Here is a 12,556-nt window from a genome sequence, read left to right as displayed (position 1 = left end):
TTGCGCGCGACCCGTTGGCTCGCAATGACGGGGTGAGAGCGGGGCTTGAGCCTCGCCGTCCTGCGGGGTGGCGGTTCGGCGACGCGCTTTCTTACCCTGCCCCTCCAGGGGAGGGTGAAGAGGCTGGCGGTTTCCCCCCGTCGTGGTTACATTGCCCAGGCGAGGCTGTGTCGCGCGTCAGGAGCCATATATCCCCGGGGCCTTATCGATCCTTTAGGGAACTGTCCCTGGCCGGGTCCGTGGATCCGGTCATATGGTGCCCACCTACTTTCGTAGGGAACTCCGGGATCGAGTGCTCCAACGGCGATTGCGGCCTCGCGCTTTTTGTTTTCTGTTGCTTTGTTGCTCAGTTCATTGATGCCGTCATACCCCGCCACCAGTCGTCATACCCCGCGAAGGCGGGGTATCCAGTACGCCGCGGCTTCTCGGTTCTATCATTGACGCCTCGGAATGCTGGATCATCCGTTGGAGCCTGTCATCCGGCCGACCGAAGGCCGGACCGGGTGGCGGATGATGACAACGAAATTGGTGGTGGCAGCGAAAGCACAAAACCGCCCCATGTCCCATGCCACAGCAAGCCTCTCCAAAGCCGATCTCCGCGCCGCGGCGCTGGCGACGCGCGATGCATTGAGCGGCGAAAACCGCGCCGCTGCCGCCGACGCCATCGCCTCGCGCGGATTGCCGCTAGCGCTGCCGCAAGGCGCCGTCGTCGCCGGCTATTCGCCGATCCGCAGCGAGATCGATCCGGGGCCGCTGTTACGAAAACTCGAAAGCCTGGGCGCGCGGCTGGCGCTGCCGGCGATCAACGCGCGCGGGCAGTCGCTCAAATTTCGCCTCTGGCATCCCGGCGACCGATTGCTGTCCGGCCCGCTCGGCATTCTTGAGCCCTCGCCCGCGGCCGCCGAAATCATCCCCGACATCCTGCTGGTGCCGCTCGCGGCCTTCGACCGCGCCGGCCACCGCATCGGTTACGGCGCCGGGCATTACGACCGAACGCTTGCGCAATTGCGCAAATCGCGGTCGGTGACCGCGATCGGGCTTGCCTTCGCAAGCCAGGAAGTCGCGGTCGTGCCGGCGTTGCAGCACGACGTGGCGCTGGATTATGTGCTAACGGAAAGCAAGATTCTCGATTTCCGGAGCTCATAGACTTGCGCATTCTGTTTGTCGGGGACGTGGTCGGCCGGGCCGGTCGCACGGCCATCTCGGAACACCTGCCCGGCATGATCCGCGACTGGGCGCTCGACCTCGTCGTCGTCAACGGCGAAAATGCCGCCGGCGGCTTCGGCATCACCGAAGTGATCTACCAGGAAATCATCGACGCCGGCGCCGATGCCATAACCCTCGGCAACCATGCCTGGGATCAGCGCGAGGCCTTGGTGTTCATCGAGCGCGCGCCGCGCTTGGTGCGGCCCGCGAATTTTCCCAGAGGCACACCCGGCCGCGGCACCGCGCTGATCGACACCAAAAACGGCAAGCGCGCGCTCATCATCAACGCCATCGGGCGGGTCTTCATGACCCCGTTTGACGACCCGTTCGCGGTTCTTAACCGCGAGCTCGAAGCCTGCCCCCTGGGCGCGGCGGCGGATGCGATCGTGGTCGATTTCCATTGCGAGGCGACCAGCGAGAAACAAGGCATCGGCTTTTTCTGCGACGGCCGCGCCAGCCTCGTGGTCGGCACCCACACCCACGTGCCGACCGCCGACCACCAGATCCTTTCGGGCGGCACCGCCTACATGACCGACGCCGGCATGACCGGCGATTACGACTCGATCATCGGCATGCAAAAGGAAGAGCCGCTGCGGCGCTTTGTGACGGGCATTCCATCGGGGCGGTTCGAACCGGCGCTCGGTGTTGCGACACTCAGTGGCGTCGCGGTCGAGACCGACGACGCGACGGGGCTCGCATTGCGGATCGCGCCGGTGCGGGTGGGGGGAAGGCTCGAGCCGACGCTGCCGGGGTTTTGGGTGGGGTAGCTAGTGGACTTACTGGCGTGTAAATCTTTTGAGATATCGACGCCTGCGGCCGGACTTCGAATCTGGCGGTCAAGAGTTCGAATCTCCTCCGGTGCGCCACTTCGGTAGAGGTATCGAGTTGGCGGATTGCGCCTTCGGCTCAATCCGCCCTACGGGCTGGGTTATTCCACAACCACCGGATGCCGCCACTTCGCGTGGGAGCTGTGGCTCTACTCACGCAGCCGTGCGTCGGACATCTTTGATGGTGACGTCCCCGGCCTTGTTTTCCTGTCCGGCCCCAATTTTGATCTCGATATGACAGCCGAGAGCGGTCAGAAAGCGCATCAGCCGTTCGAGGGAAACTTCGCTGAATTTTCCTCCCAGGATTTTCGACAATTCGGGCTGAGTGGCTCCAATCCTCCGCGCGGCGGCGCGTTGGGTCAAACCGAGCGAATTGATTGCCTTGTCTAGCCGAAGGACGAGCTCAGCCTTCAGAAAATGCTCTTCGGCGTCGGGAAATCCGAGCTGCAGCCACACGTTTCGCGTCGGGTCCTTGGCCGCAGGTGTTTTTGTCATTGTCGTCCTTCCTTCTCCTTGATCAAGTCTTTCAGGCGTTTTTCGATCAAGTCGATTTCTGCCTTGGGCGTCGCGATGCCCTTCTTTGATTTCTTCTGGAACGCGTGAAGGACGTAGACGGCGTCGGCGTAGCGCACCGTGTAAACTGCCCGGTAGGCGTTGCCATCATAGCTTTCCCTCACCTCGATCACGGTTGCCCCGCCGAAGCCGCCAAGCGTCTTGGCCGTGCTTGAATGACGTTCGCCCATTTGCGCCAAAAACAGCACATAGCCCATCTCGCGCTGCACGGTCGGAGGAAACGCCATAAAGTCGGTCTTCGAGGCTCCGCGCCAGATAAGCGGCCTCGGCTCGTCAGCCCTTCGAACCATGACGGATTATGTGATATTTCACATAATTCGTCAAGCCGCGCGAACGAAGGTGGCATTGCCATCGTGGTCGATTTCCATTGCGAGGCGACCAGCGAAAAGCAAGCCATCGGCTTTTTCTGCGACGGCCGCGCCAGCCTCGTCGTCGGCACCCATACGCATGTGCCGACCGCCGACCACCAGATTCTTTCGGGCGGCACCGCCTACATGACCGACGCCGGCATGACCGGCGATTACGACTCCATCATCGGCATGCAAAAGGAAGAGCCGCTGCGCCGCTTTGTGACCGGCATTCCCTCGGGCCGGTTCGAACCGGCGCTCGGTGTCGCGACGCTGAGCGGCGTCGCGGTCGAGACCGACGACGCGACGGGGCTTGCATTGCGGATCGCGCCGGTGCGGGTGGGCGGCAGGCTCGAGCCGACGCTGCCGGGGTTTTGGGTGGGGTAGATTCGCGGGGCGGCGGTCGCATCTCCCACGCCCCGCTCTTTGCGGAGCGTGCCAGAGGAGCAGCCCCCGCTGCCACAGTCTGCACTCGCGTCATCGCGGCGCGGCGGCCGATCCCGGTCCACTCGTTCGGCGAGCCTTGCTGGATGCTCGGGCGGTCAACTCATTAATTCTGGAGAGGAACAGCTTGAGAATCGGCGAGGTGTTCGCCTTGCTGTAACCCACGGCGAGATCGATCGTTGGTGCTTCACCCTCCAGCGGACGGCTGACCACGGACCACGGCAGCAGATTCTTCGCATAGGCGGGCATAAGCGCCAACCCGCGGGTGGACGCAACCAGGGACATGGCCATCGCCATGTTGTCCACCCCATGATCCAATTTGATGTCGAGCCCGGAGCGGCGCAGATAGTCCTCGGTCACGGCGCGCAGCACGGTGGCCTTGTTTGAACCGCCGATGAAGATCTCGCCGACGAATTCCCGCGGGTGAACAGCTTCGCGGCTGATGAGGCGATGGTCGCTCGGCATCAGGACGATGAGCGGCTCGTGGTCGACCACCTCGTAGCACAGGTCAAAGGCCGGCTCGGCGCGCAGGAAGGCTACGTCGAGCCGGCCGCGGACGAGCGCCTCGGCGAGATCAGGCGAATAGTCGCTCGATATCGTGACCTGGATGTTCTTCAGCTCGTCGCGCAGCAGATGCATGGCCCGCGGCAGCCAGTTCATCTCGTGTCCGGTTTGGAAGCCGATGGCGAACGTCTTTCTTGCGGGCTGTGCGGCCCTGCGCGCCGTTTCCACCGCGGCATCGACCTGCGCCAGCGCCAGCCGTGCATGGTCGAGAAAGGCCGTGCCTGCGGCGGTCAGTTCGATGCCGCGCACGCTGCGGCTCATCAATTGGACGCCAACCTCGTATTCGAGATCGCGGATTTGGCGGCTGAGGGAAGGCTGTGCCGTGTGCAGCCTTTTCTCAGCCGCGAGCGTCAGGCTGCCCTCCTCGGCGACCGCGATGAAATAGCGAAGGTGCCGTAGTTCCATCTTCCATACCTCCAGGGCATGCCCCTAAGCTTACAAAGTCTTTTTCGCGTGCGCCGGGGGAGCCTACATAGCCGCTCACGAAAGAACTAGTGACTGTTCTCGGCTCTCTAAGCGCCGGGGCCAGACATTTCCCTTCCATACTCTGCCGGTAGGGCAGCAAATTGCGAGAATTACAAAATGAGCAACCCAGTCGTATTGATCACCGGTGGATTAACGGGCATCGGGCGCGCCGCCGCCGTCGCCTTCGCCAAGAAGGGCGCGAGGGTGGTCGTTGCCGGTCGGCGTGATGAGGCCGGCAAGGCGCTCGTCAAGGAACTCCGTTCTTTGGGTTCCGAGGCCGAGTTCATCAACGCCGACGTCCGCAAGGAGGACGACGTCCGCGCCATGGTCGACAAGACCGTCGCACGGTTTGGCCGTCTCGATGTCGCGGTGAACAACGCCGCCACCGAAGGTGCGGTCGGCCCGATCACCGACCAGACCGCGGAGACCTTCAATCAGACCTTCGAGACCAACGTTCTCGGCGTCGTCCTGAGCATGAAGCACGAAGTGCGCGCGATGCAGGCGCAGGGGAGCGGCAGCATCATCAATATTTCGTCGACCTACGGACACAGGGGCGCGGCTTACGCCTCGATCTACGTCGGCGCAAAGCACGCTGTCGAAGGCATCACCAAGTCGGTGGCGCTCGAAATCGCCAAGTCGGGCATTCGCGTGAATGCCGTAGCCCCTGGCCCCACGGACACGGGCATGCTGACCCGCTTCACCGGCACGTCCGCGAACAAGGCCGGCCTGGTGAGGCAGGTTCCGCTGGATCGTCTCGGTCTCGCCGAGGAAATCGCCGACGGTATCGTCTTCATCGCGTCGGACGGAGCCAAGTGGATCACGGGCGAGGTCCTTAACGTCGACGGCGGTATGACCGCGAACTGATCCTGTCCGCGCGCGGAGGTTCGCTCCGCGCCCGATTGAGGGGCGGTCTTCCCGAGGCCGCCCGCCTTCGAACCACTTCGCATATCGGCCTAAGCGCCACCGCCAGAGGGAACCTCAATGACCCAGCACAGTCACCAGACCGCCCCGACGCAGTTCGTCGAAGCTAACGGCATCCGCTTTGCCTATCGCCGCTTTGGCAATGCAGCCGGCGTGCCGCTCGTCTTCAACCAGCACTTTACGGGCACCATGGACCATTGGGATCCGGCGGTGACCGACGGTTTCGCCAAGGACCGCGAAGTGATCCTGTTCAACAACGCCGGCATATCCAGTTCTTCTGGAGAGGTGCCCACGACGTTCGAGAAAATGGGCGCCAACGCCGTGGCCTTCATCAAGGCGCTGGGACTGACGAAAGTCGATGTGCTCGGCTTCTCGATCGGCGGCTTTGTCGCGCAGGAAATCACCCTTCAGGCTCCCGATCTCGTCAGGCGCCTGGTGTTGGTCGGCACCGGTCCGCGCAGCGGCGAGGGCATGGCCACCCTCACGCCAGAGGCGCAGGAAATCTTCGGCGCCACCTATGACGAGCCCGATCATCTCTGGCTTCGCGTGCACTTCACGCCGTCCGAGCAGAGCCAGGCTAAGGGACGTGAATTCCTCGAGCGCTTCCGGCTGCGCAGCGAGAACCGCGATCCCGAGGTGAACGGGACAGTCGCGCCTGCCCAGCTCGAGGCGATCGGCAAATGGGGCGCGCCGCAGGAGAAACCGTTCGAATATCTGAAGTCGATCCGCCAGCCGACCCTGGTCGTGAACGGCGGCAAGGACGTGATCATCTACTCCGTGAACTCGTTCATCCTGCAGCAGCAACTGCCGAACGCCCAACTCATCCTCTATCCCGACGCAAATCACGGCTCGCAGTACCAGTATCCCGAACTCTTCGTCCGTCATGTCTCGATGTTCCTGTCGGCGGACGAGCGCCGAGACGGGTGAGGATCGAAGTCACGTTATCCGCCACAGCAACAACCCGGACGATGATCATGCCTAGTCTCACCGGCAAAACCGCTCTCGTTACCGGCGCTTCGCGCGGCATAGGACGCGCCAGCGCACTCGCGCTCGCTGCCGCCGGCGCCCAGGTTCTCGTGCATTACGGCCGTGGAGCGAAGGAAGCCGACGAGGTTGTCGCAGAGATAAGCGAAGCCGGCGGCCGAGCGGATGCCATAGCGACCGACCTCGCCGCCGCGGACGGCGCCAGCAAGCTTGCCAGGCAGGCCCGCAGCATTGTCGGAGATCGCCTGGACATCCTGGTCGCCAATGCAGGGGTCTTGAAAGCGGCGACCATCGAGGAAACGACGGTCGAGGATTTCGATAAGCTCTTCGCAGTGAATGTCCGCGCACCGTTCTTTCTTGTGCAGCAGCTGCTTCCGATCATGTCGAAGGGAAGCAGCATCGTTTTCCTCTCGTCGCTCGCGGCGCGCGCCGTGGTTGGTACGGAACCAGCGTATGCAGCAACCAAGGGCGCCATCGACACCCTGGTGAAGCATTTCGCCTCGGCACTTGGCGCACGTGGTATCCGCGTCAATGCCGTCGCGCCCGGTGTCGTCGAGACGGACATGTTGAACTTCACCAGGACGGACGCCGGCCGCGACGACGCGCTGGGCATGCAGGCGCTGAAGCGCCTCGCGCAGCCCGACGACATCGGTGGCGTGATCGCCTTCCTGGCATCGGACAATGCAAGGTGGATCACCGGCGATACCATCCACGTGGATGGCGGTTCGAAGCTCTAGTACACGGCCTAATTCAATTGAATTTCGGCCCAGTTGACGGCCTCTACGGATTGTACGGCCTGGGGATGCCGCTTTACTTCGTAACGCAAGGGTTCGGCAGCGTCATATTGACCGTGACGGCTAACGCCGTCCGTCTCCTTGCGAACATAGCGTGCGCGCTGGTCGCCATCTTCTGGCTCGATCTCGGCGCGATCGGGTTTTGCGCGTACGCCGCATTGACTGCGGCGGCGATGCTCGGGGTGAAGGAGCCATCCGCGGGATGATTCAGTTATTGTCGATTGGTTCCGATCGCGATTTGAGGTAGGCTGAGGGAGCGGGGGCATCGCAGCCTCCCCGTCAAATGGGACACCCATTCAAGCGCTGCTCGCTTTGGCTTGGAGCGAGCGCATGAATGTGTTTTCCATGGACGTGTTTTCCCTCGATCTCACCACCTTTCTCATTGCGACGTTTGCCGGGGCGCTGGTCGCCGGCCTGTCGGGCTTTGCCTTTGGATTGGTCGCGGCGTCGATCTGGCTCTACATCCTCACGCCGTTGCAAACCGCGACGCTGATCGTTGCGTTCGGCTTGATCGTGCAGGGTTACTCGGTCTGGAAGCTGCGGCACGCGCTCGACTGGAGCAAGCTCTGGCCGTTCCTGGCCGGCGCCGTCATCGGTGTGCCGGTCGGCATTTCGATTCTCGGCTGGGCGGACCCTGCGCACGTCAAGACCGGCATCGGCGTATTTCTCGTGCTCTACAGCCTTTACGCACTCCTTCGTCCGAAAATCGCATCGGTGGGTGGAGGCGCAACCGTTGACGCCGGCATCGGATTTCTGAATGGCGTGCTCGGGGGAATAACGGGACTCGCGGGCATCGTGGTGACGATCTGGTGCGGCCTGCGCGGTTGGCCGAAGGATCGGCAGCGCACCATCTTTCAGCCGGTTGCTGTGGCGACCTTCGCCATGAGTGCTGTGTGGCTTGGCGTCAAGGGCGTGGTATCGGCGGACACGATCCGAATGTTTCTGTTCGGATTGCCGGTACTGCTCGCCGGGACATGGCTTGGCATGAAACTTTACGGACGTCTCGACGAGGCTACTTTCCGGAGAGTGGTGCTGATCCTTCTGCTGGTGTCGGGCGCGGCGCTGATTTACTGAGGGCACACCAAGAGCAGGCCGATTATTTTTCTGAATGAAGAAGTATTCGATTTCCGAGTTTGGGCATGCGGCGGCACCGCGAGGCGGGGTGAACTCGTCCGCGTTGCGCCACAAACTCGAAGCGACGGACCTCTGGCGGCAACGGATTGGCGCGACGACAGACGAGTTTCTAGCGCCGTTCTTGGATTTGGCCGCTGCTATCGACGACGAGGGACACTTCCTTGCCGTCTTTCATCGCCTTGACGGACGTACCTTCCGCGGTGGATTTGATTTCTCGGATTTGCGAATAACCCGCGGATTCAAGCTTGGCTATAAGCTCCTGCTGGGTCAGGGCATGGGCAGGCGAGAAGACGCCAACCATCAGCATAGAGTAAAGAACCGCTTGAGAGACTGCTCGCGCCGACATGATCCGTGCTCCCTGGCTTGTGCGAATCCCGAAAACATCGTCCGTGCCTGCAACGCTTATTCGACACCGCGGTTCCGCCTTGGGACGCAATCGCGACGCTCGCGCTTTTTCTAAATGAGACCAGCCCGAAAAATCGTCCTGCAAAAGTTCCGAAGCAACACACTTCGTTGCGGTGCCGCGCACAAATCCGCACGAATTTGTGATGCCGCACGCGAACCTCTTTGAGGGCACAGGTTTATTGCTCAACACAGGCGCAAGCGACCCGAGCAGGCCAAGATTTGTCCGTGCTCGGTGATTGTCCGTCTTGCGTTTGGGACGGGCCCTGATTAATAAATCCGAAGGGGAAAATGCAGTCTCCCCTTGAGACCACGGTCCAAGCACTGCGCAACACTCGACTTGTCGAGGAGATTTGCGCATGGACGACCGTAAACATTCAATTTCCCCAGATGCCCTCTATGCACGGCTAGGCTCCGAGGCGGCGCCGATCGTCGTCGATGTTCGGCGCGATGCTGACTTTGCCGGCGCCGACACACTCGTGGCTGATGCGTTTCACTGCTCTCCCGATGACGTGGAACAATGGCGAACCGAGTTGCCGTGCGGCCGGCAAGTCGTCACCTACTGCATTCACGGACAGGCAGTTAGCCAAGGCGTAGCCACTGCGTTGCGTCTCATGGGATTGGAAGCCAACTTCCTGGAAGGCGGCATCGCGAATTGGACTGAGCAGGGATTGCCGACGCGCCGTAATATCGGGGGGTCTCCTGGCAAATGGGTGACCCGAGAACACCCGAAGATCGATCGGATCGCGTGTCCCTGGCTGATCCGGCGCTTCATCGATCCCAATGCAGAGTTCATCTACGTCCCGAAGGATCAGGTCGTTGCAGTTGCCCAACAGATGGGTGGGATCGCGTACGACATCGATGGTGTAGAATTCACGCATGAGGGCGAGCGCTGCTCGTTCGATACCATCCTGCGCGTATACGACATCAAGGACCCGGCGCTCGATCACCTCGCGACGATTGTCCGGGGCGCCGATACATCGCGGCATGATCTAAGCCCTCAATGCGGCGGCCTGTTCGCGATCTCGCTCGGTCTCTCGGCGAATTTTCCGGACGACCATGAAATGCTGAAGCATGGCATGGTCATCTATGACGCGCTCTACACTTGGTGCCGCTCTCTGCAAGCCGAGACACATAATTGGTCCGCGCAAGCAATTGGGGCCTGAAGGTGTTGAACAGCAAATTCATTCGTCGTCGAGCTCTCACGCTTCATGTGCTCCTGGCTCTCGCGTGCGTTACTTGCGTGGAATTGGGCTCAACCGCTCTCGGGGCAGCAACCTCCATCGACATCCGAAAACGTGAGATCGGAGCTGCCCCGGCCGAATTCGATCTATCGCAAGGACAGTGGACGATAGTGGGTGACCCGACCGCCAACGCCGGCCTTGCCATCGAACAGTCCGGCGTACAGACGGCCGAGGACGGATTCCCACTCGCGATCTACAAAACTGCATCGATCAAGAATGCGGAAATCAGCCTTCGCCTTAAAGCGGATGGGGGAAAGTCAGATCAGGGCGGTGGGGTCGCCGTGCGACTCCGCAGCCCGCAAGATTATTATCTCGTTCAAATGGATGCGCTGAGGGATGAAGTTCTTTTCTCACGCGTGAGCGACGGCGCGTCGGAGGAGATCGTAAGCGTTGACGCGGACGTTGCATCGCACAGTTGGCATACCCTGACGGTTCGAGCCAGGGACGACGAATTCGTCGTCTCGCTCGACGGCATTTGGGTGTTCACCGGGTTCGATAGAACTCTATCCGGTGCGGGAAAGATCGCACTCTGGACCAAAGGCGACAGCGTCACTCGCTTCGACCAGATCGAGATCGCACCGTTGCCATGAGTCCGCAATCAACCAGTCGTCTGCCACGTTCACCTTTCGGGGCTGTCAACACAAGGAGTCTTCCATGACCATCACGACCGAACGCCGAAGCTTCATTCAGGGAGCGGGACTCGCTGCCGCCGCCGCATCAGCGACCCTAGTGGCAAGCCCCGCATTCGCCCAAGGCAACCAAGGAAGCGGAGCCAAAACGATGCCGTATCAAGCAAAACCTTTGTCACTCGATCCGAAGTCGATCAAGGGCATTTCTGAAAAAGTGCTCGTAAGCCATTACGAAAATAACTACGTCGGCGCCGTAAAACGCCTCAACGCGATCGGCACGCAGCTCGCCGAACTCGATTTCGCCAAGGCGCCGAATTTTGTGATCAACGGCTTGAAGCGCGAGGAATTGATCGCCGCGAACTCGATGATCCTGCACGAGATCTATTTCGACGGGCTCGGTGGCGGTGCCAGTGCGAGCGGCGCGCTGGCAGGCGCCATCGCGCGGGATTTCGGCAGCCTCGAGCGTTGGCGCACGGAATTCGCCGCGATGGGCAAGGCGGAAGGCGGCGGCTCGGGCTGGGTGATCCTGTCCTATTCGCCGCGCGACAAGCGCCTCGTCAATCAATGGGCGGCGGACCACACCACGACATTGGCCGGCGGCCGGCCGGTGCTGGTGCTCGACATGTACGAGCACGCCTATCACATGGACTACGGCGCCGCAGCCGCGCGCTATGTCGACATCTACATGGAGGCAATCCGCTGGGACAACGCTTTGAGGCTGTACGATCAGTACAGCCGCGAAAGCTAGCAGCTATACTGCGCGACGTCCCTCGCTTGCGTCCGAAGGCGGGAGGCGGCCCCGCAAATTAGCTGTTGTAGCCTGGATAAAGCGAAGCGAAATCCGGGGCAATGCTGCAATTGGATCCGCCGGTCCTGGATTGCGCTTCGCCCGCTGCTTCAACCGACTTGGGTAATGGTCCACTAGCTGAGGCTGGCAAACCGTTCAAGATTGTCCAACAGCCTTGGATTTGGGAACTGAAACAACTCATTCCTCAAGGATGTTATGGCGATGTCACATCCGCTCTCGACGATCGTGACCATGTTAGCCGGCATCGTGGTGCTGGCTAACACCGCAGTGTTTGCCCAGCCCGCGGAGACGGCGCCGCTCCAGCTTGAGGCAAAGATTCCCTTGGGCGACGTGCGCGGCCGGATCGACCACATGGCTGTTGATTTGAAGCGGCAACGTCTATTCGTTGCCGAATTAGGAAATGGCAGCGTTGGAATTGTCGATCTCCAAAATCGCAAGTTGATCCGCAGGATTTCAGGACTGAAGGAGCCCCAGGGCGTCGGCTACGAGCCGTCGACCGACATGCTTTATATCGCTAATGCCGGAGATGGCTCGGTACGATTGTTTGAAGGAAACGACTACAAGTCCGCCGGACAGATCGAGCTTGGCGACGACGCGGACAATATTCGCATCGACGCCGCGACCAGTCGGGTCTTCATCGGATACGGCAACGGGGCGCTTGCCGTCATCGATCCTTCGACCCATGGCAAGGTTGGCGACGTTCCGGTGAAGGCGCACCCCGAAGCTTTCCAGATCGACCCGGATACCAGCCAGATCTTCGTCAACGTGCCGGATGGCCACGGTATCGCAGTCGTTGACCGCGTCTCGCAAAAGCAGATCGCGAAATGGCCAACCCATGGTCGGGGCGCGAATTTTCCAATGGCGCTCGATCAAGGCCGCCGCCAGGTTCTTGTAATCTTTCGGGCTCCTGCGGAGCTCGGCGTTTTTTCCATGACTGGTGGCAAGCTCATTGCGACCGCCGAGACCTGCGGTGATGCTGATGACCTGTTTGTCGATGCGAAGCGGGCGCGCGTTTACGTGAGCTGTGGCGCCGGTTTCCTCGACGTTTTCGAGCCAAAAGGTGTGGCATACCGCCAACTCGCGCGTATTCCGACGGTTTCGGGCGCGCGCACCTCGCTCTTCGTGCCCGAACTTGATCGTTTGATAGTTGCCGTTCGAGCGAGTCCGGAAGTACCAGCAGCGATTTGGCTGTACCGTCCGCTGCCTTGAGCAAG

14 protein-coding genes, 1 other RNA gene and 1 pseudogene are annotated in these 12,556 nt (G+C 61.4%); 12 read left to right on the top strand and 4 right to left on the bottom strand.

Going from position 1 to position 12,556, the window contains the following annotated elements; all coding sequences use genetic code 11:
• The first annotated feature begins 159 nt into the window (after window positions 1–159).
• The 3 genes from ssrS to B5526_RS13630 all read left to right on the top strand — a co-directional run bounded on the left by ssrS (window position 160) and on the right by B5526_RS13630 (window position 1,973).
• A non-coding RNA gene (gene ssrS / locus B5526_RS13640) (6S RNA) lies at window positions 160–320 on the top strand.
• Between the two features lie 238 nt (window positions 321–558).
• A complete protein-coding gene (locus B5526_RS13635) occupies window positions 559–1,146 on the top strand; it encodes a 5-formyltetrahydrofolate cyclo-ligase (protein ID WP_079544978.1) in 588 nt (195 codons plus the stop codon).
• A 2-nt stretch (window positions 1,147–1,148) separates the two neighbouring features.
• Window positions 1,149–1,973 (top strand): TIGR00282 family metallophosphoesterase, encoded by an 825-nt coding sequence (locus B5526_RS13630; protein ID WP_079538721.1) that lies wholly within the window; start codon window positions 1,149–1,151, stop codon window positions 1,971–1,973.
• A 213-nt stretch (window positions 1,974–2,186) separates the two neighbouring features.
• On the opposite strand, the gene B5526_RS13625 is transcribed toward B5526_RS13630, so the two are convergent.
• Together B5526_RS13625 and B5526_RS13620 are read right to left on the bottom strand one after the other, a co-directional pair.
• Window positions 2,187–2,528 (bottom strand): helix-turn-helix domain-containing protein, encoded by a 342-nt coding sequence (locus B5526_RS13625; RefSeq protein ID WP_079538719.1) that lies wholly within the window; start codon window positions 2,526–2,528, stop codon window positions 2,187–2,189.
• On the bottom strand, window positions 2,525–2,833 hold the full coding sequence (locus B5526_RS13620) for a type II toxin-antitoxin system RelE/ParE family toxin (protein WP_349642777.1): 309 nt from the start codon (window positions 2,831–2,833) through the stop codon (window positions 2,525–2,527). The genes B5526_RS13625 and B5526_RS13620 overlap by 4 nt, the downstream gene beginning before the upstream one ends.
• A 120-nt stretch (window positions 2,834–2,953) precedes the next feature.
• Between B5526_RS13620 and B5526_RS13615 the strand changes: the two are divergent.
• Window positions 2,954–3,340 (top strand): annotated as a pseudogene (locus tag B5526_RS13615) (YmdB family metallophosphoesterase); the annotation flags it as partial.
• A 90-nt stretch (window positions 3,341–3,430) separates the two neighbouring features.
• Here the strand turns inward: B5526_RS13615 and B5526_RS13610 are convergent.
• The gene (locus B5526_RS13610) at window positions 3,431–4,366 is read right to left on the bottom strand and encodes a LysR substrate-binding domain-containing protein (protein WP_079538716.1); all 936 of its coding nucleotides are present in this window, start codon (window positions 4,364–4,366) and stop codon (window positions 3,431–3,433) included.
• Between the two features lie 177 nt (window positions 4,367–4,543).
• Here B5526_RS13610 and B5526_RS13605 point away from each other — a divergent pair, with 177 nt between their 5' ends.
• The 4 genes from B5526_RS13605 to B5526_RS13585 all read left to right on the top strand — a co-directional run bounded on the left by B5526_RS13605 (window position 4,544) and on the right by B5526_RS13585 (window position 8,199).
• Window positions 4,544–5,290, top strand: coding sequence for an SDR family NAD(P)-dependent oxidoreductase (locus tag B5526_RS13605; protein ID WP_079538715.1), 747 nt, complete (start codon window positions 4,544–4,546; stop codon window positions 5,288–5,290).
• 117 nt (window positions 5,291–5,407) lie between these two features.
• Window positions 5,408–6,274, top strand: coding sequence for an alpha/beta fold hydrolase (locus B5526_RS13600; RefSeq protein WP_079538713.1), 867 nt, complete (start codon window positions 5,408–5,410; stop codon window positions 6,272–6,274).
• A gap of 47 nt (window positions 6,275–6,321) precedes the next feature.
• Window positions 6,322–7,068 (top strand): SDR family NAD(P)-dependent oxidoreductase, encoded by a 747-nt coding sequence (locus B5526_RS13595; protein ID WP_079544977.1) that lies wholly within the window; start codon window positions 6,322–6,324, stop codon window positions 7,066–7,068.
• Between the two features lie 387 nt (window positions 7,069–7,455).
• Entirely contained in the window at window positions 7,456–8,199 is a 744-nt protein-coding gene (locus B5526_RS13585) for a sulfite exporter TauE/SafE family protein (protein WP_244562289.1), read from the top strand.
• 169 nt (window positions 8,200–8,368) lie between these two features.
• Here B5526_RS13585 and B5526_RS13580 read toward each other — a convergent pair whose 3' ends face one another.
• The gene (locus tag B5526_RS13580; protein ID WP_079538710.1) at window positions 8,369–8,605 is read right to left on the bottom strand and encodes a PepSY domain-containing protein; all 237 of its coding nucleotides are present in this window, start codon (window positions 8,603–8,605) and stop codon (window positions 8,369–8,371) included.
• A 415-nt stretch (window positions 8,606–9,020) separates the two neighbouring features.
• Here B5526_RS13580 and B5526_RS13575 point away from each other — a divergent pair, with 415 nt between their 5' ends.
• The 4 genes from B5526_RS13575 (at window position 9,021) to B5526_RS13560 (ending at window position 12,551) form a co-directional block, all read left to right on the top strand.
• Window positions 9,021–9,827 carry a chromate resistance protein ChrB domain-containing protein gene (locus B5526_RS13575; RefSeq protein WP_079538708.1) on the top strand — a complete coding sequence of 269 codons (807 nt, stop codon included), beginning with the start codon at window positions 9,021–9,023 and terminating at the stop codon, window positions 9,825–9,827.
• Between the two features lie 2 nt (window positions 9,828–9,829).
• Window positions 9,830–10,495 (top strand): family 16 glycoside hydrolase, encoded by a 666-nt coding sequence (locus B5526_RS13570; protein WP_079538706.1) that lies wholly within the window; start codon window positions 9,830–9,832, stop codon window positions 10,493–10,495.
• Between the two features lie 190 nt (window positions 10,496–10,685).
• Complete coding sequence (locus B5526_RS13565) at window positions 10,686–11,282, top strand: superoxide dismutase (protein ID WP_079544975.1); 597 nt, start codon at window positions 10,686–10,688, stop codon at window positions 11,280–11,282.
• Between the two features lie 261 nt (window positions 11,283–11,543).
• Complete coding sequence (locus B5526_RS13560; protein WP_079544974.1) at window positions 11,544–12,551, top strand: YncE family protein; 1,008 nt, start codon at window positions 11,544–11,546, stop codon at window positions 12,549–12,551.
• Window positions 12,552–12,556: the final 5 nt, after the last annotated feature.

Source organism: Bradyrhizobium lablabi, assembly GCF_900141755.1.
In the GTDB taxonomy this organism is placed as follows: domain Bacteria; phylum Pseudomonadota; class Alphaproteobacteria; order Rhizobiales; family Xanthobacteraceae; genus Bradyrhizobium; species Bradyrhizobium lablabi_A.
This window is presented reverse-complemented; position numbering and strand designations above follow the sequence as displayed.